24 protein-coding genes and 1 pseudogene are annotated in these 21,798 nt (G+C 68.7%); 11 read left to right on the top strand and 14 right to left on the bottom strand.

Going from position 1 to position 21,798, the window contains the following annotated elements; genetic code table 11:
- The first annotated feature begins 10 nt into the window (after positions 1-10).
- Positions 11-931, top strand: coding sequence for an RNA polymerase subunit sigma-70 (locus ACZ6YV_RS18855; protein ID WP_465510815.1), 921 nt, complete (start codon positions 11-13; stop codon positions 929-931).
- Here the strand turns inward: ACZ6YV_RS18855 and ACZ6YV_RS18850 are convergent.
- Genes ACZ6YV_RS18850 through ACZ6YV_RS18825 form a run of 6 tightly spaced genes read right to left on the bottom strand, consistent with a single transcriptional unit; the run spans position 922 to position 6,696 of the window.
- Positions 922-1,329: an HIT family protein gene (locus tag ACZ6YV_RS18850; protein WP_465510814.1), complete on the bottom strand. Its 408-nt coding sequence runs from the start codon at positions 1,327-1,329 to the stop codon at positions 922-924. The two genes, ACZ6YV_RS18855 and ACZ6YV_RS18850, sit on opposite strands and share 10 nt — an antisense overlap.
- Before the next feature lie 4 nt (positions 1,330-1,333).
- Positions 1,334-2,314, bottom strand: coding sequence for an acyl-CoA dehydrogenase family protein (locus tag ACZ6YV_RS18845; protein ID WP_465510813.1), 981 nt, complete (start codon positions 2,312-2,314; stop codon positions 1,334-1,336).
- Entirely contained in the window at positions 2,311-3,240 is a 930-nt protein-coding gene (locus tag ACZ6YV_RS18840) for an acyl-CoA dehydrogenase family protein (RefSeq protein WP_465510812.1), read from the bottom strand. The genes ACZ6YV_RS18845 and ACZ6YV_RS18840 overlap by 4 nt, the downstream gene beginning before the upstream one ends.
- Positions 3,237-4,370: an acyl-CoA dehydrogenase family protein gene (locus tag ACZ6YV_RS18835; protein ID WP_465510811.1), complete on the bottom strand. Its 1,134-nt coding sequence runs from the start codon at positions 4,368-4,370 to the stop codon at positions 3,237-3,239. The genes ACZ6YV_RS18840 and ACZ6YV_RS18835 overlap by 4 nt, the downstream gene beginning before the upstream one ends.
- The gene (locus ACZ6YV_RS18830; protein WP_465510810.1) at positions 4,370-5,209 is read right to left on the bottom strand and encodes an enoyl-CoA hydratase; all 840 of its coding nucleotides are present in this window, start codon (positions 5,207-5,209) and stop codon (positions 4,370-4,372) included. The genes ACZ6YV_RS18835 and ACZ6YV_RS18830 overlap by 1 nt, the downstream gene beginning before the upstream one ends.
- Positions 5,206-6,696 carry a FadD3 family acyl-CoA ligase gene (locus ACZ6YV_RS18825; RefSeq protein ID WP_465510809.1) on the bottom strand — a complete coding sequence of 497 codons (1,491 nt, stop codon included), beginning with the start codon at positions 6,694-6,696 and terminating at the stop codon, positions 5,206-5,208. The genes ACZ6YV_RS18830 and ACZ6YV_RS18825 overlap by 4 nt, the downstream gene beginning before the upstream one ends.
- A gap of 71 nt (positions 6,697-6,767) precedes the next feature.
- On the opposite strand from ACZ6YV_RS18825, the gene ACZ6YV_RS18820 reads away from it, so the two are divergent.
- Genes ACZ6YV_RS18820 through ACZ6YV_RS18805 form a run of 4 tightly spaced genes read left to right on the top strand, consistent with a single transcriptional unit; the run spans position 6,768 to position 10,407 of the window.
- Positions 6,768-7,886 carry an acyl-CoA dehydrogenase family protein gene (locus tag ACZ6YV_RS18820; protein ID WP_465510808.1) on the top strand — a complete coding sequence of 373 codons (1,119 nt, stop codon included), beginning with the start codon at positions 6,768-6,770 and terminating at the stop codon, positions 7,884-7,886.
- Complete coding sequence (locus tag ACZ6YV_RS18815) at positions 7,883-8,650, top strand: SDR family oxidoreductase (protein ID WP_465510807.1); 768 nt, start codon at positions 7,883-7,885, stop codon at positions 8,648-8,650. The genes ACZ6YV_RS18820 and ACZ6YV_RS18815 overlap by 4 nt, the downstream gene beginning before the upstream one ends.
- 7 nt (positions 8,651-8,657) lie before the next feature.
- On the top strand, positions 8,658-9,263 hold the full coding sequence (locus tag ACZ6YV_RS18810; protein ID WP_465510806.1) for a TetR/AcrR family transcriptional regulator: 606 nt from the start codon (positions 8,658-8,660) through the stop codon (positions 9,261-9,263).
- Positions 9,256-10,407, top strand: coding sequence for an acetyl-CoA C-acetyltransferase (locus ACZ6YV_RS18805; protein ID WP_465510805.1), 1,152 nt, complete (start codon positions 9,256-9,258; stop codon positions 10,405-10,407). Before ACZ6YV_RS18810 ends, ACZ6YV_RS18805 begins: the two co-directional genes overlap by 8 nt.
- Here the strand turns inward: ACZ6YV_RS18805 and ACZ6YV_RS18800 are convergent.
- The gene (locus tag ACZ6YV_RS18800; protein ID WP_465510804.1) at positions 10,391-11,539 is read right to left on the bottom strand and encodes an MFS transporter; all 1,149 of its coding nucleotides are present in this window, start codon (positions 11,537-11,539) and stop codon (positions 10,391-10,393) included. The two genes, ACZ6YV_RS18805 and ACZ6YV_RS18800, sit on opposite strands and share 17 nt — an antisense overlap.
- A 69-nt stretch (positions 11,540-11,608) precedes the next feature.
- Between ACZ6YV_RS18800 and ACZ6YV_RS18795 the strand changes: the two genes are divergently transcribed.
- Positions 11,609-12,061: a winged helix-turn-helix transcriptional regulator gene (locus tag ACZ6YV_RS18795; RefSeq protein WP_465510803.1), complete on the top strand. Its 453-nt coding sequence runs from the start codon at positions 11,609-11,611 to the stop codon at positions 12,059-12,061.
- A gap of 582 nt (positions 12,062-12,643) precedes the next feature.
- Here ACZ6YV_RS18795 and ACZ6YV_RS18790 read toward each other — a convergent pair.
- Genes ACZ6YV_RS18790 through ACZ6YV_RS18770 form a run of 5 tightly spaced genes read right to left on the bottom strand, consistent with a single transcriptional unit; the run spans position 12,644 to position 16,165 of the window.
- Positions 12,644-13,996, bottom strand: coding sequence for an NAD(P)/FAD-dependent oxidoreductase (locus ACZ6YV_RS18790; RefSeq protein ID WP_465510802.1), 1,353 nt, complete (start codon positions 13,994-13,996; stop codon positions 12,644-12,646).
- A complete protein-coding gene (locus ACZ6YV_RS18785; RefSeq protein ID WP_378236681.1) occupies positions 13,989-14,225 on the bottom strand; it encodes a ferredoxin in 237 nt (78 codons plus the stop codon). Before ACZ6YV_RS18785 ends, ACZ6YV_RS18790 begins: the two co-directional genes overlap by 8 nt.
- A 30-nt stretch (positions 14,226-14,255) precedes the next feature.
- On the bottom strand, positions 14,256-14,861 hold the full coding sequence (locus ACZ6YV_RS18780; RefSeq protein WP_465510801.1) for a ferric reductase-like transmembrane domain-containing protein: 606 nt from the start codon (positions 14,859-14,861) through the stop codon (positions 14,256-14,258).
- A complete protein-coding gene (locus ACZ6YV_RS18775) occupies positions 14,854-15,621 on the bottom strand; it encodes a DUF4142 domain-containing protein (RefSeq protein ID WP_465510800.1) in 768 nt (255 codons plus the stop codon). Before ACZ6YV_RS18775 ends, ACZ6YV_RS18780 begins: the two co-directional genes overlap by 8 nt.
- Positions 15,605-16,165 carry a hypothetical protein gene (locus tag ACZ6YV_RS18770; protein ID WP_465510799.1) on the bottom strand — a complete coding sequence of 187 codons (561 nt, stop codon included), beginning with the start codon at positions 16,163-16,165 and terminating at the stop codon, positions 15,605-15,607. The genes ACZ6YV_RS18775 and ACZ6YV_RS18770 overlap by 17 nt, the downstream gene beginning before the upstream one ends.
- Positions 16,166-16,448: 283 nt before the next feature.
- On the opposite strand from ACZ6YV_RS18770, the gene ACZ6YV_RS18765 reads away from it, so the two are divergent.
- The 4 genes and pseudogenes from ACZ6YV_RS18765 to ACZ6YV_RS18750 all read left to right on the top strand — a co-directional run bounded on the left by ACZ6YV_RS18765 (position 16,449) and on the right by ACZ6YV_RS18750 (position 19,937).
- Positions 16,449-17,000: a sigma-70 family RNA polymerase sigma factor gene (locus ACZ6YV_RS18765; RefSeq protein ID WP_034317190.1), complete on the top strand. Its 552-nt coding sequence runs from the start codon at positions 16,449-16,451 to the stop codon at positions 16,998-17,000.
- Positions 16,997-17,749, top strand: coding sequence for an anti-sigma factor family protein (locus ACZ6YV_RS18760; RefSeq protein WP_465510798.1), 753 nt, complete (start codon positions 16,997-16,999; stop codon positions 17,747-17,749). The genes ACZ6YV_RS18765 and ACZ6YV_RS18760 overlap by 4 nt, the downstream gene beginning before the upstream one ends.
- Positions 17,750-17,905: 156 nt before the next feature.
- Positions 17,906-19,126 carry a DUF1996 domain-containing protein gene (locus ACZ6YV_RS18755; protein WP_465510797.1) on the top strand — a complete coding sequence of 407 codons (1,221 nt, stop codon included), beginning with the start codon at positions 17,906-17,908 and terminating at the stop codon, positions 19,124-19,126.
- A 254-nt stretch (positions 19,127-19,380) separates the two neighbouring features.
- Positions 19,381-19,937 (top strand): annotated as a pseudogene (locus ACZ6YV_RS18750) (sugar O-acetyltransferase).
- 3 nt (positions 19,938-19,940) lie between these two features.
- On the opposite strand, the gene ACZ6YV_RS18745 reads toward ACZ6YV_RS18750, so the two are convergent.
- A complete protein-coding gene (locus tag ACZ6YV_RS18745; RefSeq protein ID WP_465510796.1) occupies positions 19,941-20,408 on the bottom strand; it encodes an Lrp/AsnC family transcriptional regulator in 468 nt (155 codons plus the stop codon).
- Positions 20,409-20,511: 103 nt separating this feature from the next.
- Here ACZ6YV_RS18745 and ACZ6YV_RS18740 point away from each other — a divergent pair, with 103 nt between their 5' ends.
- Positions 20,512-20,988 carry a DUF2000 domain-containing protein gene (locus tag ACZ6YV_RS18740; RefSeq protein ID WP_465510795.1) on the top strand — a complete coding sequence of 159 codons (477 nt, stop codon included), beginning with the start codon at positions 20,512-20,514 and terminating at the stop codon, positions 20,986-20,988.
- A 3-nt stretch (positions 20,989-20,991) separates the two neighbouring features.
- Here the strand turns inward: ACZ6YV_RS18740 and ACZ6YV_RS18735 are convergent, their stop codons facing one another.
- Entirely contained in the window at positions 20,992-21,783 is a 792-nt protein-coding gene (locus ACZ6YV_RS18735; protein ID WP_465510794.1) for an alpha/beta fold hydrolase, read from the bottom strand.
- Between the last annotated feature and the right edge of the window lie 15 nt (positions 21,784-21,798).

The raw sequence follows: 21,798 nt of genomic DNA, 5'->3' as shown, positions 1-21,798 counted from the left end.
GGATCGGCCCGTGGGCATCGGGACAACGGACGAGTGGGGCTTTCGCGAGCTCACCGGCACCTATCGGCATGAGCTGCACCTGCACTGTTACCGCATCCTGGGCTCTCTCACCGAGGCCGAGGACGCCGTCCAGGAGACCCTCTTGGCGGCGTGGCGCGGACTCGACGGTTTCGAAGGCCGCTCATCGCTGCGCACCTGGCTGTACCGCATCGCCACCAACCGCTGCCTCAACGCGCTGCGGGACGCGGGCCGCCGCCGACCACCGGAGCCGGTGCCGCCGTTCGACCCGCCGGAGCCCAGCCGCCGCGGCGAGGTGACCTGGTTGCAGCCGTACCCGGACGAGCTCCTCGAGCGCGTCGCCGACAGCAACCCCAGCCCCGAAGCGCGCTACACCGACAGGGAGGCGATCGAGCTCGCCTTCGTCACAGGTCTCCAGCTTCTCCCGCCGAGACAAGCCGCGGCACTTGTCCTGCGGGACGTCCTGTGCTTCCCCGCCGGGGAGGTCGCGGGCATGCTCGGCACCACCGAAACCGCGGTCAAAGGGATCCTCCAGCGCGCCCGCGCCTCGCTCGACAAGCATCGCGACAGCGCCAGGCACCGGCCCTCGTCCCAGGAACGCGAGCTGACCAAGCGGTTCGCCGACGCTTTCACGGCGGGCGACCTCGACGGCGTCATCGGCGTGCTCACCGACGACGCGTGGCTCGCCATGCCCCCGGCGCCGCACGAGTACCACGGCCTTGAAGCGATCGCTGGTTTCCTTCGCGTCAGCATGGCCGTTCCAGTCCCCGAGGGGTTCGCCATGACGCCGACGCGGGCGAACAACCAGCCCGCGTTCCAGTGCCGTCACGGCGAAAGCCCCGCCGGGCTGATGGTCCTCACGATGGACGGCGACCGGATCCGTGCCCTTACCCGGTTCCTGGATCAGAAGTAGCCCGTCAGCCGGCGACAGAGCGTGCCGACAGAGTGCGCCGGCGCGCCGGTCCACGAAGGACCGTCCATCCACCCGATCTCCGCGGGCGTTCCTCGGTGCCGCGCGAAGACGTGCTGATGGAAGTGCGCGACACTCCGCCCGGCGATGGCCGAGAACACGTGCTCCGGAGCCAGTTCCGCCCGCAGGCCGCGAGCCGCGCACCAGGCCGCCCGCGAAACCGCCGCGACCTCGTCCGGGGTCAGCTCGTCGAGTGCGGCCACGTGCCGCCGGGTCTCCACGAACAGATAGCCGGCGAACTCGCCCGGGCGGTGCGACACGATGACCAGGTCGTCCGCCCAGATGACCAGCCCCACCAGCGGGCCTTCGCCGCGGTGCTTGGCACAGATCGCACAGTCCACCGGCTCACGACACCTGCGGTCGCACCCGCCCCAGGTGCTCGCCAGGCGACCCGAAAAGCTGCGCCGCCCCATAAGCCCGCTTGAAGTAGCGGTGCGCCGGATGCTCCCAGGTGATCGCGATCCCGCCGTGCAGCTGGATCATCTCGCCCGCCACCGTCGCCAGGGCCTCCGAGCAGTGCACCTTCGCCACCGCGGCCAGCCGGCTCGACTCCGGAGCCGCGTAGGCCGCGGATCGGGCGGTTTCCACCAGGACGTGGAGGTCCGCCATCCGATGCTTGAGCGCCTGGAACCCGCCGATCGGCCTGCCGAACTGGTGCCGCTGCTTGCTGTACTCCACCGTCAGCTCGAAAGCGCGTGCGGCGGCCCCGGCCTGCTCGGCGGCCAGGACGGCGCACGCGACGTCGCGCAGCGCGCCGAGGTCGACAGGGCCGAGCAGCCGGGCAGGGACGTGATCGAAGGTCACGCGGGCCAGCCGTCGCGTTTCGTCCATCGCCGGAGTCCGGACACAGTGAGCCTCGGCGACCTCGTACAGCGAGCCGCCCGCCACCACCAGGAGGATCTCGGCCTCGTCACCGTGGAGGACGTAGTGCGCCTCGCCCTCCACAACGGAGTCGGCGGAGTCGACGACACGGCAGGCCGGCGCGTCCCAACGGCCGTCGGCGTCGGTCCAGGCCACCGCGCCGACCACACCTTCGGCGAGGCGGGGGAGCAGACGTTCGCAAGCCTCGTCGTCGCCGGTGGCCAGAATCGCGTGCACGGCGAGCACGGCCGAACCGAGGAACGGGACGTCGGCGAGCACCCTGCCCAATTCCTCGGCGACGACCTGCAGGTCCGCCGTCCCGGCGCCGAGCCCGCCGAACCGCTCGGGAACGGCCAGCGCCGCCACACCGATCTGTTCGCACAGCTCCGGCCAGGGATCCGCTTCCCGGTCCAGCAGTTTCCGGACGCTGTCCCGCAGCGCGTCCTGCTCGGCGGTGAACGTCATGCCAGCACCCGCTCCCGGTGGAACCGCGGCGTGCCCCAGGCGCCGACCAGCGCGCGGACCCTGGTCAGCCGCAGGCCGAGCGCGTGTTCCGCGGTGTAGCCGATCGCGCCGTGCACCTGCAGCCCGGTCCGGGCGGCGAGATGCGCGGCGTCGCCGCACGCCACCTTGGCGGCCGAGACATCGCGTGGGTCCAGGGTGACGGCCGCGCCGAGCAGTAGCGGTTCGGCCAGCGCGAGCCCGGTCGCGACGTCGGCGAGCAGGTGTTTGACCGCCTGGTAGCCGCCGATCTCCCGCCCGTACTGCTTGCGTTGCGCGGCATACGCGACGGACGTGTCGAGCAGCCACCGTCCCGCGCCGAGGAGGTGCGCGGCGGTGGCGAGGCAGCCCAGTTCGAACGCGCGGTCCGCGTCGAGCGCCCGGCCGAGATCGTCTCCCGTCACTGGCGGGAACAGTCGCCGCGAACCGTCCACAGAGGACAAGAGAGCGCCGGGAGTGAACGCGCGGAGCCTGCCGTTCTCGACGGTGAGACGCGCGTCGGCGACGTCGGAATCCAAGGCGTACGGGACATGTGGCGCGAACGCGACCGACGCCAGCGTTTCGCCGGACGCGACGGAGGTCAACAATTCGTCGTCCAGCAAGGACGGCAGCACGGCCACGGTGTCGGTCCACGGGCCGGGAACGCAGTGGTATCCGAGCCGTTCGAAGCCGACGGCCAGATCGACCGGGGTGGCACCGAACCCGTCGTACTTCTCGGGCACGGCCAGCGCGGTCACCCCGAGCTCCGCCAGCCGCCGCCAGATCTTGAGACCGGGGCCGTGATCGCCGCCCGCCCAGGACCGGTTGGCCGAGTCGGTGTCCACACCGGACAGCAGATCGTGCAGGCTCGAGGAGAACTGCTCCTGCTCAACGGAAAGCGCGAACCTCATCGAGCCCCCTTCGGCAGGCCGAGCAGCCGTTCGGCCACGATGGACCGCTGGATCTGATCGGTCCCGCCGTAGATCGGGCCCGCCAGGGAGAACAGCCAGCCGTCGCTCCAGCGGCCCCGCAGCTCGGCGTCCGGGCCGAGTACGTCGAGCGCGGTTTCGTGCAGGGCGACGTCGAGATGGGACCAGAACAGCTTGTTGACACTCGATTCCGGCCCGAGCTCGGCGCCGTCCGCGAGGCGGGTGACCGTCCCGAGGGTGTACAGCTGGTAGGCCCGCGCGCCGATCCACGCGTCGGCGACCCTGTCTGCGGTGTGCGCGGGGCGTCCGCTGTCCTGCCAGAGCGAGACCAGCCTGTCCGCCGCCGCGAGGAAGCGGCCGGGGCTGCGCAAAGACAGGCCGCGTTCGTTGTTCGCCGTCGTCATCGCGACCCGCCAGCCCTCGCCCGACGTGCCGATCACGTCCTCGTCGGGGACGAAGACGTCATCGAAGAAGATCTCCGCGAAGCCCGGTTCGCCATCCAGCTGAGGGATCGGCCGGACGGTGACGCCTTCGGCCCGCAGATCCACCATCAGATAGGTGAGTCCCTTGTGCCGAGCCGAATCCGGATCGCTGCGGAACAGGCCGAAGGCCCGGTCGGCGAACGTCGCCCGCGAACTCCACGTCTTCTGCCCGCTGACCCGCCAGCCACCGTCGCAGCGGGTCGCGGTGCTCCGGAGAGCGGCGATGTCGCTGCCCGCTTCGGGTTCCGACCAGGCCTGCGCCCAGACCTCTTCCGAGCGCGCCATCCTCGGCAGGATGCGGCGCTGCTGTTCTTCCGTGCCATGGGAGAACAGCGTGGGCGCGAGCATGAAGATGCCGTTCTGGTTGACCCGCAGGGGCGCACCCGCCGCGTAGTACTCCTCCTCGAACAGCACCCACTCCAGGAGACTCGCGTCCCGGCCGCCGAACTCGCGCGGCCAGGAGACGACCGACCAGCGGGCGTCGGCCAACCGGGATTCCCATTCGCGATGCTGAGCGAATCCTTCGGCGGTGTCGAACGACTTCAGCGGCTCGGCGGGAACGTTCGCGGCGAGCCAGGCGCGGGCCTCGTCGCGGAAGGCGAGCGTGCGCTCGTCGAGATCGAGATCCATCACGAGGTCCTGTTCGCGTCCCGCATCGAGCGCGCGTCCTGCCCGCCCAGCGAGTCACCGCCGGACATCTCGGCGTTGTGCGCGTGCGCGAAGTGATGCAGCCCGAACACGGAGTCCATTCCGGACCGCAGACCCATCAGGTCTTCGGCCTGGTTGACGGCCTTCTTGGCGAGCGCGAGCCCCATCCGCGGCATCACCGCGATCTTCTCCGCCAGCGCCATGGTCTCGGTTTCGAGGTCGGCGCGGGGGACGACGCGGTTCAGCATTCCCCATTCCTTGGCCTGCTGTGCCGTGAAACGTTCACCGGTGAACAGCACTTCCTTGGCCGCGCGCGGACCCAGGACCCAGGGGTGCGCGAAGTACTCGACGCCGGGAATCCCCATGCGCACCACGGGATCGGCGAAGAACGCGTCGTCGGAGGCGACGATCATGTCGCACACCCACGCCAGCATCAGCGCGCCCGCGATGCACGCGCCCTGCACACTCGCGATGGTCGGCTTCGGGATCTCGCGCCACCGGCGGCACATGCCGAGGTAGACCTCCGACTCGCGCGCGAACCGCTGGTCACCGCCCTCGGTGCCGACGTGGTCCCACCACAGGACGGCCTTGCGCTCGAAGGAGACGTCCACGTCGCGTTCCGGCGTGCCGATGTCGTGCCCGGCGGAGAAGTGCTTGCCCGCCCCGGCCAGCACGATCACCTTGACCTCGGGATCGTCGACGGCGCGGCTGAACGCGGCATCGAGCGCGTAGGTCATCGCCGAGTTCTGCGCGTTCCGGTACTCCGGCCGGTTCATCGTGACGACGGCCACCGGCCCGCGTCGCTCGTACTCGACGGTCATCCGTTCTCCTCCCGCAACACGCGTTTCAGTACCTTCCCCGACAGGTTCCGCGGCAGCTCCGCGACGAAGTCGACAAATCGAGGAATCTTGTAGTTGGCCAGTTCGGCCTTGCACCGGGCCAGTACGTCCTCTGTGGACAGTTCGGCTCCGGGGCGCAGCCGGACGAAGGCCTTACCGACTTCGCCGAGCCGCTGGTCCGGCACGCCGACGACGGCGGACTCGGCGACGCCGTCCAGCCTGCTGAGCACCTGCTCGATCTCGGCCGGGTAGACGTTGAACCCGCCACAGACGTACATGTCCTTGATCCTGTCGACGATCTTCAGGTAGCCGAGTTCGTTCAGCACGCCGACATCGCCGGTGTGCAGCCAGCCGTCCGCGTCCACGGCCGCCGCGGTGGCCTCCGGATCGTCGAGATAGCCGAGCATCACGTTGGGCCCGCGCAGCAGGACCTCGTCGTGTTCGCCGAGCCGTACCTCGAAGCCCGCCGTCGCGCGGCCGGTGTAGTTCGCCACCAGTTTCGCGTCGTCGCCGGGGCGCGACATCGTCGCCACGACGGCTTCGGTGAGCCCGTACGCGGTGAGCACGGTGTCGAAACTCAGTTCCGTCTGCATGCGTTCGACGAGGGTGACCGGCACCGTGGCGGCCCCGGTCACGGCGAGCCGCAGGCTGGACAGATCGTGGTTGGCGCGCTCGGGCGCGTCCAGCAGCACCTGGTGGATCGTCGGGGCGCCGGGCAGCACCGTGACGCGCTCGGTTTCGATGAGCCGCAAGGTTTCCCGGACGTCGAAGGTGCGCTGCGGCAGGATCGTGGCCCCGCGCAGCACGGCCGCGACGATGCCCGCCTTGTATCCGAAGCTGTGGAAGAACGGGTTGATCACGAGGTAGCGGTCTTCCTCGGTCAGTTCGCCGCAGTCCGCCCAGGCGTCGGCGACGCTCAGCGTCTGCCCGTGGCTGCTCATCGCGCCCTTGCTGCGGCCGGTGGTCCCGGAGGTGAACAGGATGTCGCTGACCCCGTCCGGTTCCGCGGGGCTGGCGAAATCGCTGTCGAGACCGGCGAGCGCGTCCCATTCGGTGACGCCTTCCACCGGTTCCTCGATGCCTTCGACGGGGACCCGCAGCACCGTGCCGGGCACCGCGGAGCCGAGGTCGGCCAGCCGGTCCGTGCCGAGGAACGTTCCGGTGATCACCAGCGCCGAAACCCGTGCACGTTCGAGCACGTCGATGGTTTCGCGGGCGGTGAACCGGGTGTTGACCGGGATCAGGGTCGCGCCGGCGTACAGCGCGCCGAGCCCGGCGACGACCCAGTGCCAGGTGTTGGGGGAACAGATCGCGACCCGTTCGTGGCCCTCGAAGAACCGCGCCGCCTGCCGCACCCGCCGCGCGAGTTCGGCATAGGTGAGCCGGACTTCGCCGTCGACGAGTGCTTCCCGTTCGGCGAAGCGCTCCGCAGCCCTGTCGAGAGCCGCCGGGATGGTCCCCTTCGACATCGAGCCTCCCTAGCAAGTGCTTGGTAGGGTAGCCTACGCAGCAGGCTCTGGTTTGGCTAGAGGAGGCACGTGTGGCTCAGGACGGTTTCCGCGACCGTGTGCGCACCTGGCTGGCGGACAACCTGCCGCCGGAACTGCGTGGTTTGGGCGGTCCGGGGCGCGAACACGAAGCCTTCGACGAACGGGTGGAGTGGGAACAGCGCCTCGCCGCGGCGGGCTGGACCTGCGTCGGCTGGCCGGTCGAGCACGGCGGGCAGGGCGCGACGCTGGAACAACAGGTCGTCTTCCACGAGGAGTACGCGAGAGCGGGCGCTCCGGCGCGGGTGAGTCATCTGGCCCAGGAACTCTTGGGCCCGACGCTGATCGCGTTCGGTACGCCGGAGCAACGGAAACGGTTCCTGCCGCCCATCGTGGCCGTCGAGGAACTGTGGTGCCAGGGCTATTCCGAACCGGGCGCCGGGTCCGATCTCGCCGCGGTGTCGACCACCGCGACCCTCGAAGGCGACGAATGGGTGCTGAACGGCCAGAAGGTGTGGACGTCGCTCGCGCACGTGGCCGACTGGTGTTTCGTCCTCGCCAGGACCGAGCCCGGTTCGAAACGCCACAAAGGACTGTCCTATTTGCTCGTCCCGATGCGGCAGCCCGGCGTCGAGGTCCGGCCGATCCAGCAGCTCACCGGGACGTCGGAGTTCAACGAAGTCTTCTTCGACGGCGCCCGCACGGCGAAGGACCTGGTCGTCGGCGAACCCGGCGACGGCTGGCGGGTGGCCATGGGCACCCTCGCCTTCGAACGTGGCGTCGCGACGCTCGGGCAACAGGTCGGCTTCCGCCGGGAACTGGAAGAAGTCACCAGGATCGCGCCGGTCGACCCGGTGATCGCCGAGCGGATCGACCGTGCCTGGGTCGGCCTGGAGGTCATGCGGGCACAGGCGATCCGCACCCTCGGCGACTCGTCACCCGGCGTGGCCGAAGTGTCCAAACTGGTCTGGGCGAACTGGCACCGTGACCTGGGAGAGCTGGCGATGCTCATCCGCGGCGCGCGGGGCATGCTCGCGGAAGACGGGCTCGACGCCTGGCAACGGCTCTTCCTCTTCACCAGGGCCGACACGATCTACGGCGGCTCCAACGAGATCCAGCGCAACGTCATCGCCGAGCGGGTGCTTGGCCTGCCAAGAGAGGTGCGACCGTGATTCCGGTGCCGAAGTACCCCGAGGGGGCGAATCTCCTGCGGGACAAGGTGGTCGTGGTGACGGCGGCGGCCGGCACCGGGATCGGTTCCGCGGTGGCGAAACGCGCGCTCGAAGAGGGCGCCCGCGTCGTGATCAGCGACTGGCACGAGCGGCGCCTCGGCGAGAAGGCGGCCGAACTCGGCGACGTCCACGCGATTCCCTGCGACGTCACGCAGGAGGACCAGGTGCGGGCGCTCATCGACGGGGCCGCCGCGCACTACGGCCGGATCGACGTACTCGTCAACAACGCCGGCCTCGGCGGCACGAAGTCCATAGTGGACATGGCAGACGAAGAGTGGGCGCGGGTCATCGACGTGACGCTCAACGGCACGTTCCGCGCGACGAGGGCCGCGGTGAACCGGTTCATCGAACAGGGCGGCGGCGGGGTGATCGTCAACAACGCGTCCGTGATCGGCTGGCGCGCGCAGGCCGGGCAGGCGCACTACGCCGCCGCGAAGGCGGGCGTCATGGCGCTCACCCGCTGCGCGGCCGTCGACGTCGCCGAACACGGCATCCGGGTCAACGCCGTCGCGCCGAGTCTGGCGATGCATCCGTTCCTGGCCAAGGTGACCAGCGAGGAACTGCTCACCGAACTCACCGCGCGCGAGGTCTCGGGGAGGGCGGCGGAACCCTGGGAAGTCGCGAATGTGATGGTGTTCCTCGCCAGTGAGTACTCGTCGTACCTCACCGGCGAGGTCGTGTCCGTGAGTTCCCAGCATGCGTGAGGTACCGATGAAAGCCAGCCCAGGGTCCCGCCGCGCCGAACTGCTCGCCCTCGCGGCGAAGCTGTTCGCCGAGCGCGGTTACGTCTCCACCACCGTGCGGGACATCGCGGACGCGGCGGGAATCCTTTCGGGCAGCCTCTACCACCATTTCGACTCGAAGGAGTCGATGGCCGACGAGATCCTCACCGTATTCCTCGACGAACTCTTCGGCGCCTACGCCGAGATCGTCGCGGAAGGCAGAGGCCCGCGGGAAACGCTCGAAGCCGTCGTCGTGGCGTCGTTCGAATCCATTCACCGGCGGCCCGCCGAGGTGGCGATCTACCAGTCCGAAGCGAAGCACCTGATGCAGTTGCCGCGTTTCGACTACCTCACCGACCGCAACACCGAATTCCGCAAACTGTGGAACGCGATCCTCACCGACGGCATCGCGGCCGGCGTGTTCCGCGAAGACCTCGACGTCGAACTCACCTACCGGTTCATCCGCGACACCGTCTGGGTGGCGGTGCGCTGGTACAACCCCGACGGATCGCTGAGCGCGGACGACGTTGCGCAGCAGTACCTCGGGATCCTCCTGGACGGCATCGCGACGAAGACAAGGAAGCGCCGTGGCTGAAGCATATGTTCTTGACGCGGTCCGGACCCCCGTCGGCAAACGCGGGGGAGCGCTCAGCGGCGTCCACTCCGCCGACCTCGGCGCCCACGTCATCCAGGCCGTCGTCGAACGATCGGGTGTCGACGCCGACCTGGTCGACGACGTGATCCTCGGCTGCTGCGACACACTCGGGCCGCAGTCGGGAAACATCGCGCGGACGGCGTGGCTCGCGGCGGGCTTCGGGCACCACGTGCCGGGCGTGACGATCGACAGGCAGTGCGGTTCGAGTCAGCAGGCCGTGCACTTCGCCGCGCAGGCGGTGCTGTCCGGGACGATGGACCTCGTGCTCGCCGGAGGCGTGCAGAACATGAGCGCCATCCCGATCGGCGCGGCGATGCTGGCCGGGCGCGAGTACGGGTTCGAGGACCCCTTCTCCGGCTCGAAGGGCTGGCAGGAGCGCTACGGCAGCGTCGAGGTTTCGCAGTTCCGCAGCGCCGACATGATCGCCGAGCACTGGGATCTGACCCGCGAAGCGATGGAGGAGTACGCCTTCCGCAGCCATCAGCGCGCGATCGCGGCCGTCGACGAAGGCCGGTTCGCCGCCGAAACCGCGCCGTTCGCCGGTGTGGGCCTGGACGAAGGACCCAGGCGCGACACCAGCCTGGAGCGGATGGCCGGGCTGAAGCCGCTCAGTGAGGGTTCGCGCATCACCGCGGCGGTGGCCAGCCAGATCTCGGACGGCGCCAGCGCGACACTCATCGCGTCGGAGAAGTTCGTCGAGGAACACGGCCTCACCCCGCGCGCCAGGATCCACCATCTTTCGGTGCGGGCGGCCGATCCGGTGTGGATGCTCACCGGGCCGATCCCGGCGACCGCGCACGCGCTGCGGAAAACCGGGCTGCGCATCGAGGACATCGACCTGTTCGAGGTCAACGAGGCGTTCGCGAGTGTCGTCCTGGCGTGGATCGAGGAGACGGGCGCCGATCCGGACCGCGTCAACGTCAACGGCGGCGGGATCGCGCTCGGCCATCCCATCGGGGCGACCGGGACGAAACTGTTCGCGACCCTGCTGCACGAACTCGAACGGCGCGGCGGCCGCTACGGACTGCAGACGATGTGCGAAGGCGGCGGGACGGCGAACGTCACGATCATCGAGCGGCTTTGACGCTCTGCCTGCTCCAGACGATGAGCGCCGACGCGCTGAAAGCCGCGCCGAGCAGGCAGACACCGGTCCAGCCCGCGACGGCGTAGACGGCTGTCGAGCCGATGGCGCCCACGCCGCTGCCGACGGAGTAGAAGATCATGTACCCGCCGATCAGCCTGCTGCCGGCGTCCGGCCGGAGCGGGTAGATCAGCGTCTGGCTCGTGACGTGCACGGCCTGGACGGCGAGGTCGAGCAGGATCGCGCCCGCCACCAAGGCCCACAGTGACGCGCGTGTGAAACCCAAGGGCACCCACGACAGCAGAAGCAGGCCCAGTGCCAGACCTGTCGTCCGCTGTGCGCGGCCGCGGTCCGCGAGCCGTCCGGCCGGTGCCGCCGCCAGCGCGCCCGCCGCCCCGGCCAGCCCGAACGCGCCGATGGCGGTGTGCGACAGGCCGTCCTCGCTGAGCGGCAGGGCGACGGAACTCCACAGCGTGCCGAACGCGGCGAAGATCAGCAGCGCGAGCGTTCCGCGCGTCCGGAAGACAGGCTCCTCGACGAAAAGCGACAGCGTGGACCGCAGCAGCCGTCCGTAGCTCAGGTCCTTTCCGGTCGAGGAGGGAAGCACGCGGTACAGCACGATCGCGATCAGCACGGTCACGCCCGCGGACGCGACGTACACCGCGCGCCAGCCGGCGAGGTCGGCCAGCGTGCCGGACACCGTGCGCGCGAGCAGGATCCCGAGGACGACGCCGGTCGTCACGAGGCCGACCACCCGGCCGCGTTCGGCGGGGGCGGCCAGCGACGCGGCGAACGCGACCAGGAGCTGGGTGACCACCGCGAGCACGCCGATCGCCGCCATCCCGGCGAGCAGCACCACACCGTTCGCGGCGGTCGCGGCGACCAGTTCGGCGATCGCCAGAAGCGCCAGCAGCCCGGCGACGAGCCGGCGCCGGTCGAGCAGGTCGCCGAGCGGGACCAGGAGGAACAGGCCGAGTCCGTAGCCGAGCTGCGTCAGCGTGACGATGCCGCCCACGGTCGACGCGGCGATCCCGAGGTCGGCGCCCATGGTGACGAGCAAGGGCTGGGCGAAGTAGATCGTGGCGACGGCCGTCCCGGCGGCCACGGCGAACAACAGGACGACTCCGCGACGCACGAACCCTCCAGATGGTTTCAACTTGCTACCACTGGCGACGGTAAGGCATTCCGGTAGTAAGATGCAACCATGGTGAAGCGGACGACGTTCGACGAAGCTCCGTGCCCGGTGGCGCGCTCGGTCGACACGATCGGCGACTGGTGGTCGCTCCTGATCGTGCGGGACGCCTTCGACGGCGTCCGCCGCTTCGGTGAGTTCCAGCGCAGCCTGGGCGTCGCGAAGAACATCCTGTCCGCACGGCTGCGGGCGCTCGTCGGGCACGGGGTGCTCGACGTGGTCCCGGCTTCGGACGGGAGTACTTACAGCGAGTACGTCCTGACGGCCAAGGGGCGCGACCTGTTCCCGGTGATCGTCGCGCTGCGGCAGTGGGGCGAGGCGCACTTCTTCGCCGAGGGCGAGCCGCGGTCGGAACTGGTGGACCGCGACGGCGGGCATCCGCTGCGGGGGCTCGAGATCCACGCCTCGGACGGTCGCGTCGTCGGGCCGGAGGACACCGTGGTGGTGAAGGCGCCGGTCTCGTGAGCGGCGAGGACGTTGCCTTGCCCGCCAAGAGAACCCTCCTGGCCACTCACGAGACCGACGCCTGATCGGCACAGGGCTTGAGGGTGGGGACCCGGCCGGCTTCGGGTGTCGCGAAAGCCACTTTCGGGACGTGTGATGTCTTGAAAGTGGCTTTCAGGACATCCGGAGTGACGGGTCGGGGCGGGGCTCTGTGCGGATGCGTCCCAGCGTGTTGCGAAAGCCACTTTCACAACGTTCAAGGTTGCGAAACATGGCTTTCGCAACCCCTTCCCGGAGCATGCGCCGAGGCAGGCGTCGGCGCTTGGTCACCCGGCCACTCACGAGACCGACGCTTCATAGACCGACGCTTCATAGATCGGGGCTTCATAGATCGGGGCCCTCCCAGGTGAGTCCTGCCTGGAAGGGCCCCGACCGGATGCGGGGAGCCTGAAGGATGGTTCCCGACGGAGCCCGAATCACCGTCGGTCCCGGATCCTCCCGGCGCCCCAAGGGGTGGCGGTGGGTGCGGAGGCCCGGCTGCCCACCGCCACCTGAGGGGACCGCGGCCGCCGCGCGCGGCCCCGGTCCGGTCGCGAACCCGGGTCACCCGGCGGGAACGCGAGCCCAGGGCATCTCCTCCTGTGCGGGTACGGCCGCGGTCGGGGTGTCGGACAGGAAGTCGCGCTCGAACGGGGCGAGGATGTCCTCCCCGATCGGCGTCGGCTCGGCGCCCGTGGCACTGGCGGCGAACGAAGGCTCCGCGGCGGGAGCGGGGGCGGGGAACACCGGCTCGGGCACCGGCAGCCGCCGGTCGAGTTCGGCGGCCCAGTGGATCATCGCCTTCGGCCGGTCCCAGCCCGCCGCGCCGACGAGCCTGCCGTCGCGGACGAAACCGGTGACCCCGTCGGAAAGTTCGATCGTGTCCTTGCCCAGCGACGGCATCCCGACGGTCTGAAGCCGCGCGTCGTACAGGGACGACCAGGCGCGGGGGAGCGGGGTGTACGGCCGCGCGTTGCCCCGGCCCAGCATCAGGCTTTCCGCCGCCGCACGCCCGGATTCGACGCCGTTCATCCAGTGCTCGACCCGGCGCGGGGTCTCGTCGATCCGCAGATTCGGCCATTTCGCCACGTCGCCGGCGACCACGACGTCCTCCGCCCCGACGGCGAACAGCGCGGGATCGCACAGGACACCGTCGTCGATGGTCAGTTCCGAGCCGCGCAGCCAGTCAACGGCGGGCACGCTGCCGATCGAGAGCACCACGCAGCTGGCCACCAGGAACTGGTTGTTGGTCAGGTGCAGCCCGACCGTCTCCTTGGTGCTGATCCAGTTCCGTACCTCGGTGTTCATCGCCAGCTTGGCGCGGTGGTGCTGGTGTTCCTTGGTGAGCGCCGAGGCGATCCGCTCCCCGAAGCGGTGCAAAGGCGCCTTCGCGTGGCCGATGAGCGTGACGTCGCGGCCCATGTACCGCATCGACGCGGCGAACTCGTTCCCGATCAGGCCGCTGCCGATCACCACGACGGATTTGTTGCTGTTCCCCAAAGCCCGCCGGACGGCCAGTGAATCCTCCACGGTGCGCAGCACACGGACCCGCGGGTCGTGGCGCGGCGAGCCGGGGAGATGGCGGGGGTAGACCCCGGTCGCGACGATCAGGCCGTCGTACCAAAGGGATTCCCCGCCCGGCAGGTGCACCGTGCGTTCCTTGGTGTCGAGCCAGGTCGCGCGGGTGCCGAGCCGCCAGTGGACGTCGAGGTCGAGGTATGGCTCCAGGCTCGCGGCCACCGGTTTCACCCCGCCGGTGACGAGTTCTTTCGACACCATCGGCCGGTGATACGGCTTGCGCGGCTCGTCGCCGACCAGCACGATCTCGCCGTCGAAGCCGAGTTCCCGCAGGCGTTCCGCGGAACGGAGCCCGGCGACGCCCGCACCGACGATGACGATCCGGTCTCCGTCACTCATCGTCGTACGCTCCTTCTCCCTTGACTCTGATGGCTTGTTTCGGGCAAAGCCTGGCCGCGGAAATGGCCTGGTCCAAGCCGTCCCGATCGATCATCCGGCGGATGCGGAGCTTGCCGTCCGGGCCGATCTTGAACGTGGCCGGTGCTTCCATCTCGCAGAAGCCGAAGATCTCGCACCGCTCGTTGTCGACGCTGACACGCGTGCCGCGCCGGACGCTTCCGAAGATCATTTTTCGTTTCTCCAAGTCTTTCGTTCCCCGTCAGACCAGTTCCTCGACCAGGCCCAGCCGTTCCAGGTACCGGGTGGGCGTGAACCGCAGGGTGGTCAGCAGGACCGCCGGGACCAGCAGGGTGATCCCGCCGAACCACAGGAGGCCGAGGTGCCCGTTGGCCATGGCACCGAAGAACGAGTGCAGTGCCGTGATCGCGACCGCCGGATAGGCGAGCCGGTGGATCCACAGAAAGCGCCGGTAGGAACTGAACCGGCTGATCCCGCCGGTCAGCGAGACGGCGATCATGACCTCGAGCCCGATGACGCCGAGTTCGTGGCGCGCCAGCGTGCCCGGCAGGAGCGGGATCGAGATCTGCGCCAGGGTGAAGCCGTCGGGCAGGAACAGGAACGACATCGCGTGCACGACGCCGAACGACAGCGCCAGGATGCCGAGCACCATATGCGAGTTGCGCAGCGCCTTCCGCCCGGTCAGCGATTTGATCCAGCCGGTCGCGGTGAACACGCCCCAGCACAGGGTCAGGCACATGAAGCCGTACGAGATCCGGGCGGAGGTCTGCGCCATGCCCTTGATACCGGGGTCCGTGTCCGTCTTCTGGGTCAGGACGAGCACCACCTCGGACCACTGGTCATACATGGGTCGCTCCTGGGGCACTGGGAACCGGTTCCGGTTCGTCGGCGGCCGCGCGTTTGCGGGTCCGGGTGTTCTTGCTGCGCAGGGTCCGGACGGCGAAGAACAGTCCACCGCCGAGCACCACCGCGAGCAGCAGGCCGAGGGCGAGGTCGCCGAAACCGACGTCCATCGCGGCGTTGGCCGTGTTCGACTGGGGTACCGGGGCTTCCGGCATCAGCGACTGGTCGACGAGACCGGTGCTCTCCAGCAGGGTCATATGCCGCAGCACGGCCTGGTTGGCCGTGGTGGCGTAGTCACGCACGACGTCGTTGCGGGTGCCGACCCTGACCTGGGAGATGATGGGGAACAGCACGCCGTGCGCGTACCGGAGCCGGTTGGTGAAGATCCGGTCGAACTCGGTGTCGTCGCGGGCGGCCTTCATCTCGCCGAGCCACGCCGACTGCTGGTCCGACGGTTCGCGAGGCAGGGTGATGCCGAACTTGTCGGCGATGGCGTGCGTCGCGGTGTCGAGCCTGCCGTGGTCGATCATCAGCGTCCGGCCGACTTCGCGGACCCGCTTGCTCTTCCCGCGTTCCTGCGCCCACATCCCGGCGGGCATCTCCCACAGCCCGGCCAGTTTGACGTTGACGATCAGGTTCTTGTCCGCCGCGCTGAGCTCTTGGGCGTGCGCGTCACCGGCGGGACCGAGGAGTGTCACCGCGGCCGTCGTCAGCAGGACGATCAGCGGGCGGGAGAATCGGGGGAGGTCAGATGCCGAGGTCATCGGCCTGCCAGGTGTCCGCGGTGAGCAGCACTTTCGTGCCGTCCGGTTTGATCGGGAACCACGCGTCGTCGGCGCCCTGCCCGCCGGTGTTGCCGGGCATCGCGTCCTTCGCGTTGCGGTAGAGCGGCCAGCCCGCGAGGGTGACCTGCTCGATGCCGTCGCCCCTGGTCACGGTGCCGACCAGTGCGCGGTTGATCCCGGTCACCACGAGGTCGCCGTCGGCCTTGGCGGGAATCCAGGTCTGCGAGCAGGTTTCGACGCAGTTCGACTTGGGCGGGTTGACGGTGTCCTTGTCGTAGCGGTAAAGCGTGAAGCCGTTCGTGTCGGTGACGATCGGTCCGAGGTCGAACAGGATCGCCGCCGTGACACCGGGGGCCGGTTCGGCCGCGGGGTCGGGCATTCCCGGCATCTGCGCCACGCCGGCGGCGGGGGCCGCGCCGGGAGAGCCGTTCGGTCCCGCGGTACCGGTGGTGCAGGCCGCGGTCAGCGCGATCGCGGACAAGGTGAGGGTCAGAGGTATGACCGAGCGTGACACGGGGTTCACGGAAATCCTCCTGTCGGGGCAGAGGAGAACGCCATCGCCGCGGGGAGATGGTGTGCAGGCAGGTTTAATTCCACTGTGGACAGTCAAACCGGACGTTCAAGCCGGACTCTCATGATCCACAGTGGATTCGGCGATGCGGGGGACAGCGCCGGGTCGGGGTCTTCGGTAGGGGATACGGTCACGAGTCGGAAACGGTTCAAAAAACTTTGCCACGCTCGGTGAACCGGACAGGAACAGTTTTGGTACTGGACTTATCGCCCCTGATCCCACAAAGATGTGCCGCGTGGGACGCCACTCTCGGATACTGCAGCCAATAGTCGATCATGAACCCGCTTCGAACGGGCATGACGACCTCATCAGGGCGTTGTACCAGGAGTTCGGATCGAGCCTGATGGCGTTCGTGCTGAAGCTGACCGGCCACGATCGCCAGTGGGCCGAGGACGTGGTCCAGGAGACGCTCATCAAGGCGTGGCGCAACGCCGGCAAGCTCGACCGGCAGCCGGAAATGCTGCGCGCCTGGCTGTTCACCGTGGCCAGGCGCATCGTCATCGACGGCTGGCGGAGCCGGAGCGCCCGCCCTCAAGAGGTGGAGGAACTCGAGTCGGATTCGATCGGAGTGCCGGACGAATCGGAGAAGACGCTCGCGGCCATGATCGTTTACGAGGCCCTGCGCAATCTCTCCCCGGAGCAACGTGAAGCCGTCCAGCAGACCTACCTGCGTGACCGCACCGTGAACGAGGTCGCGGCGACGCTCGGGGTTCCGCCGGGTACGGTGAAATCGCGGATCCACCACGCTGTGCGCGCGCTGCGCAGGGCGCTGCAGGAGCGGGGGTGAGCGAGGTGTCCGGAGAGCCGCACACGGATATCGCCGCCTACGTGCTGGGTGTCCTCGGCGAGGAGGACCACGCCCATTTCGAGGCGCATCTGCTGGAGTGCCCCGAGTGTCAGGTCGAGCTGGTGGAGATGTACCACCTGCCCGACATCCTCGACATGGTCAAGAAGAGCTGGCCGGATCCGCCCGTGAAGGGCCCCGGGCCGCGGGTGCTGCGAATGCTGCTCGCGGACGCCGCCAAGGCGGGCCGTCGTCGCAAGGTCATCCGGCTCGCGACGGCCGCCGCCGTGCTCGTGCTCGTCGTCGGCGGACCGCTCACCGTTCTTTCGCTCACCGACCGTGAACCGGTCATCACGCAGGCCGCGCCCACTGTCGTCACCTCGGTGGTGCCGTCGCCCGCGCCGCTGTCCCGCGAGGCGGGCCCGGACGGCGGCGCCGCCCCCTTCGGCTGGTCCGAGGCGGGCAACGCGGTCGCCGCCGAAGTCACGGTCCAGGACAAGGAGTGGGGCAGTGCGGTCGAGCTCGAACTGCGCGGCCTCATCGGGCCGATGACCTGCCAGCTCTTCGCCTACTCCCACGGCGGAGACGCCTACGTCGTCAACAACTGGAGCGTGCCGTCCAAGGGATACGGCGTTCCCGGCTCCCCGGATCCTCTCGTCGTCACCGGTTCGACGGCGTTGCGGAAGGCCGACATCGAACGCTTCGAGGTGCACAAGCAGGACGGCACCGTACTGGCCGTCGTGCGCCGGTAGTCTTATAACGGAAAGATAACGGCGAAATCGCTTTTTGAACCGTCCGCCGTTCGGAACCGTATCTCCCAGTAGCCGGATGGATATTCGGCAAATGCGTGGCTCATGCCCGGACATGAGTTTTCGACGTGTTCGGAAACGAATGAGGTGAGCAAATCAATGGCACGAAATCAAGGGCGCCACCGTATCGCCCGCAGGACCAAGATCGCGACCGCGTTGCTGGGCCTGTCGATCGCGGTCGGCGGACTGGTGGTGGCCACCACGACCGGCGACTCCGACCGCGCTTCCGCGGACGAGGTGGACAAGTCGCAGTTCGTGGACATCACCAAGGTGCGGCCGAACGCCGACAAGGCGAAGCCGGGCCGGAACGCCTCCACAGGCTCGTTCACCGTCGACTGCGGCAAGAACGAGAACGGGCACTTCAATCCCGACAACTTCATCGCGCAGCCGGGTATCCGCAATGGCGCCCAGCATCTGCACGATTACGTCGGGAACCTTTCCACGAACGCGGATTCGAACAACGACAGCCTGCTGGGCGCCGGTACCACCTGTGAGAACGGCGACGAATCGACGTACTTCTGGCCGGTGGTGCGCATCGACACCGGGCAGGAAGACGAAGCGCGGCAAGGTCAGCAGAACCAGAACCAGAACCAGAACCAGAACCAGAACCGCGGCGGCGACCGGAACCGGCAACGGAACCAGGGCGACGACGGGCAAGGCCGAGACCAGAACAAGGCAGGCCAGGACAACGCCAACCAGAACAACGGCGACCAGGACGACCAGCAGAACAACGATCAGGATCAGGCCCAACTGGACGAGCCGAACGCGAACAACGAACTCGCCGGCAACGACGGCGAGATCCAGCGCCCAGCGACCGTCGACATCACCTTCAAGGGCAACGCCCAGGAGAAGGTGAAGGAGATGCCGAAGTTCCTCCGGATCCTTTACGGTGACGCGAAGGTGACCACGAACGGTCCCGCCAACGCGCGGGAAAGCTGGACCTGCACCGGTTTCGAGGACAGGGTCATCAAGCAGTATCCGATCTGCCCCGGCGGCAGTGACGTCAAGCGGGTGCACACGTTCCCGAGCTGTCTCGACGGCAACAACATCGACAGCGAGAACCACCGGGACCACATCAAGTATCCCGATGAGAATGGCGAGTGCGCCAACGGCCTGACCGCGGTCCCGGAGCTCACCATCTCGCTGACCTACAAGATCCCCCGGGACATCCAGGTCAACGGTCAGTACAAAGTGGACTCTTTCCCCGAAGAGGACCACAACCCCTTCTCCGACCACGACGATTTCGCGAACGTGATGTCGAACCAGATCATGGGTCGCCTCGTCGACTGCGTCAACGAAGGTCGCAAGTGCCGCGAATGAGGCGCTGAGCGACCACCTCAGACGTCCTCGGCTCACTCCGACGGCCGAGGCGGTTCAACGGAAAGCCAGAACCGGCGAACAGGAGGAAAATACTCCGGCCCGGCGGGTCCCCCCTACACCTCACCCACCCGCCGGGCCGGCCCTACTCGAAAAGATCGACACAACTGAAGAACGCTCCGCCAGCGTTTTACCCGCCCTGCCGACGGCTTCCCGAGGGAAGTCGCCGTCAGGGCTCTTTTCGGTAGGTTGGCGACATGGGTGAGCAGAAGGACCGCATGCTGCGCGGCGAGCTGTACCGGGACAACGACCCCGAGCTGGTCGAGGACCGCAGGCGCGCGCAGGCGCTTGTGGACCGTTTCAACGGTACGGGCGCCGAGGAGACCGGTGAGCGGGACACGATTTTGCGCGAGCTGCTGGGAAACTCGGTGAGGGTTCCTGGATCATGCCGCGCTTCCAGTGCGACTACGGCTATCTGATCGAGATCGGCGCCAACAGTTTCCTCAACTACGACGCCATCCTCCTCGACTGCGCCCCGATCAAGATCGGCTCGGACTGCTCGATCGGCCCGCGCTGCCAGCTGCTGACAGCGCTGCATCCCATGGAGGACCACGAGTCGCGGCGAGCCCGCTGGGAATCGGCCGCGCCGATCACCATCGGGAACAACGTCTGGTTCGGTGGTGGAGTCATCGTCTGCGCCGGGGTCACCGTCGGAGACGACACGGTGGTGGGTGCGGGCAGCGTCGTCACCCGTGATCTGCCGTCGAAGGTGTTCGCCGCGGGCAACCCGGCCCGCGTCATCCGGGAGCTTTGAGGCTCACTGGTCCACCGGCGTGATCCGGGTGCGCCGGCTGTGCTCGAACACCATGGAGGTCCGCACGTCGGCCACCTCGGAGCGCTCGGTCAGTTTGTCGATCACGAAGGCGTAGAGGCTGTCGTTGTCGGGGACCGCGACGTGGAGGATGAAGTCCTCGGTCCCGGTGGTCACGTAGAGCCCGACGAGGTCGGGCAGCGCGTTGACCCAGTTCCGGAAGCCTTCGATGTTCCGCCGCGAGGGCGGGCGCACCCGCACCGCGATGAGCGCCTGCACCCCGCGGCCGATCGACGGCAGGTCCACGTCCAGCAGTGCGCCGCGGATCACGCCGCGCTCCCGCAGGCCGCGGGTGCGGTCCAGCGCGGTGGTCGGCGAAACCCCCACCGCGGCGGCGACTTCGCGGTTCGTCTTCCGTGCGTCCGACTGCAATTGCGCCAGGATCGCCTTATCAAGTTCGTCCAGTCGCGCCATCTCGGACCTTTCACCGTATTAAGTACGAACACGGTGGACTCTACTCGTATGTCCTCATAGCTTGGCCTTGTTCATCCGTTGATGTGAGCAGGAGTCCAGCTGAATGTCCGAGTACGGTACGGCCATCGGGTTCGCCCCCGACGAGATCGACTTCACCGCGTCCACCCGATCGGCCAGGTTGAAGTGGGTCATCGTGGTCAACAGCGAGCTGCCGCCCGGTCGCGCGGTCAACGCGGCGGTCTGCACCGCGGTCGCCACCACGAGGGCCGTGACCGGTCTCCTCGGCGACGAAGCTGTCGACGCCGATGGCGAGCACTACACGGGCTTGCCGTGGGTCGGCTGCTCGATCCTGACCGCCGACGCCGAGAAGCTGCGGGCCGTCCGCGCCAAGGCCGCGGCCTCGCCGGGCTGCCACGTCGCCGACATGCCCGGGGTCGCCCAGCAGATCCGCGTCTACACCGATTTCCTCGCGACGATGAAGGAGATCCCGACCGAGGAGATGGATTTCTGCGCGATCGGCATCGTCGGCCCGCGCAACCGGATCGACAAGCTGGTCGGGAAGCTGGCCCTGATGGCGTGAGCCTCAGCCGTCGAGGAGATCCCGCAGCGCTTCGGTGAACTGGGCGGGGTTCCGCTGCGGCGCCAGATGCGCTCCGGGCACCTCCGTGAACGGCAATCCCAGCTCCAGCGCGAGGACCTTGGCGGGCTGGTAGTGGTAGTGCCCCCGGCTGCCGACGCCCGCGACGGGGAAGATCTCGGTGGTGCTCCGCCGGAGCGCCCGCAGGTCGGGAAGGTAGTCGAGGATCTCGGCCAGCTCGCGGCCGAACAGCCGCTTCCAGTCCTCCTCGTTCGGCAGCCGGATCGCGCGCAGTTCGGGCAGCGCGGCACCGGCGATCCCGTCGGTGAACCGCTTGAACGCCCCCATCAGGTCACCGGCCTGCGCGAGCCGCACCTGCGCGTTGGCCTCGTCGAGCCAGCCGAGCGCGTCCGGGAGCAGCTGGACGGCGGGGGGTTCGTGCGCGACCAGGACGTTCGCCGCGTCCGGGTGGCGGGCGACGAGGTCGAGACCGATCAGGGCGCCCGCGCTGGTCCCGAACACGCTCGCCGGCCCGCCGCAGACGTGCTGGAGGACGGCGTGGGCGTCGTCGGCCTGCTTCGGCACGCTGACCGGGCCGGTGCTGGTGTCGGTGCTGCGGAAATGGCCGCGCCGGTCGTAGGTGACGACGGTGTAGTCGTCGGCGAGCAGCTTCGTCATCGCCCGGAAGGTGTCCGCCGAGCCCAGCCCACCGGCGATCAGGAGCAGAAGCGGCCCTTCGCCGGTACTGCGGACGTACAGCTCACCGTCCTCGACCGGACAACGACTCTCCGAGATCATGGCCGAAGTCAAGCA

The sequence above is a fragment of the Amycolatopsis sp. NPDC102522 genome, from assembly GCF_055584485.1.
The sequence above is the reverse complement of the archived record's forward strand: the minus strand, read 5'-3'. Positions and strand labels throughout refer to the sequence as shown.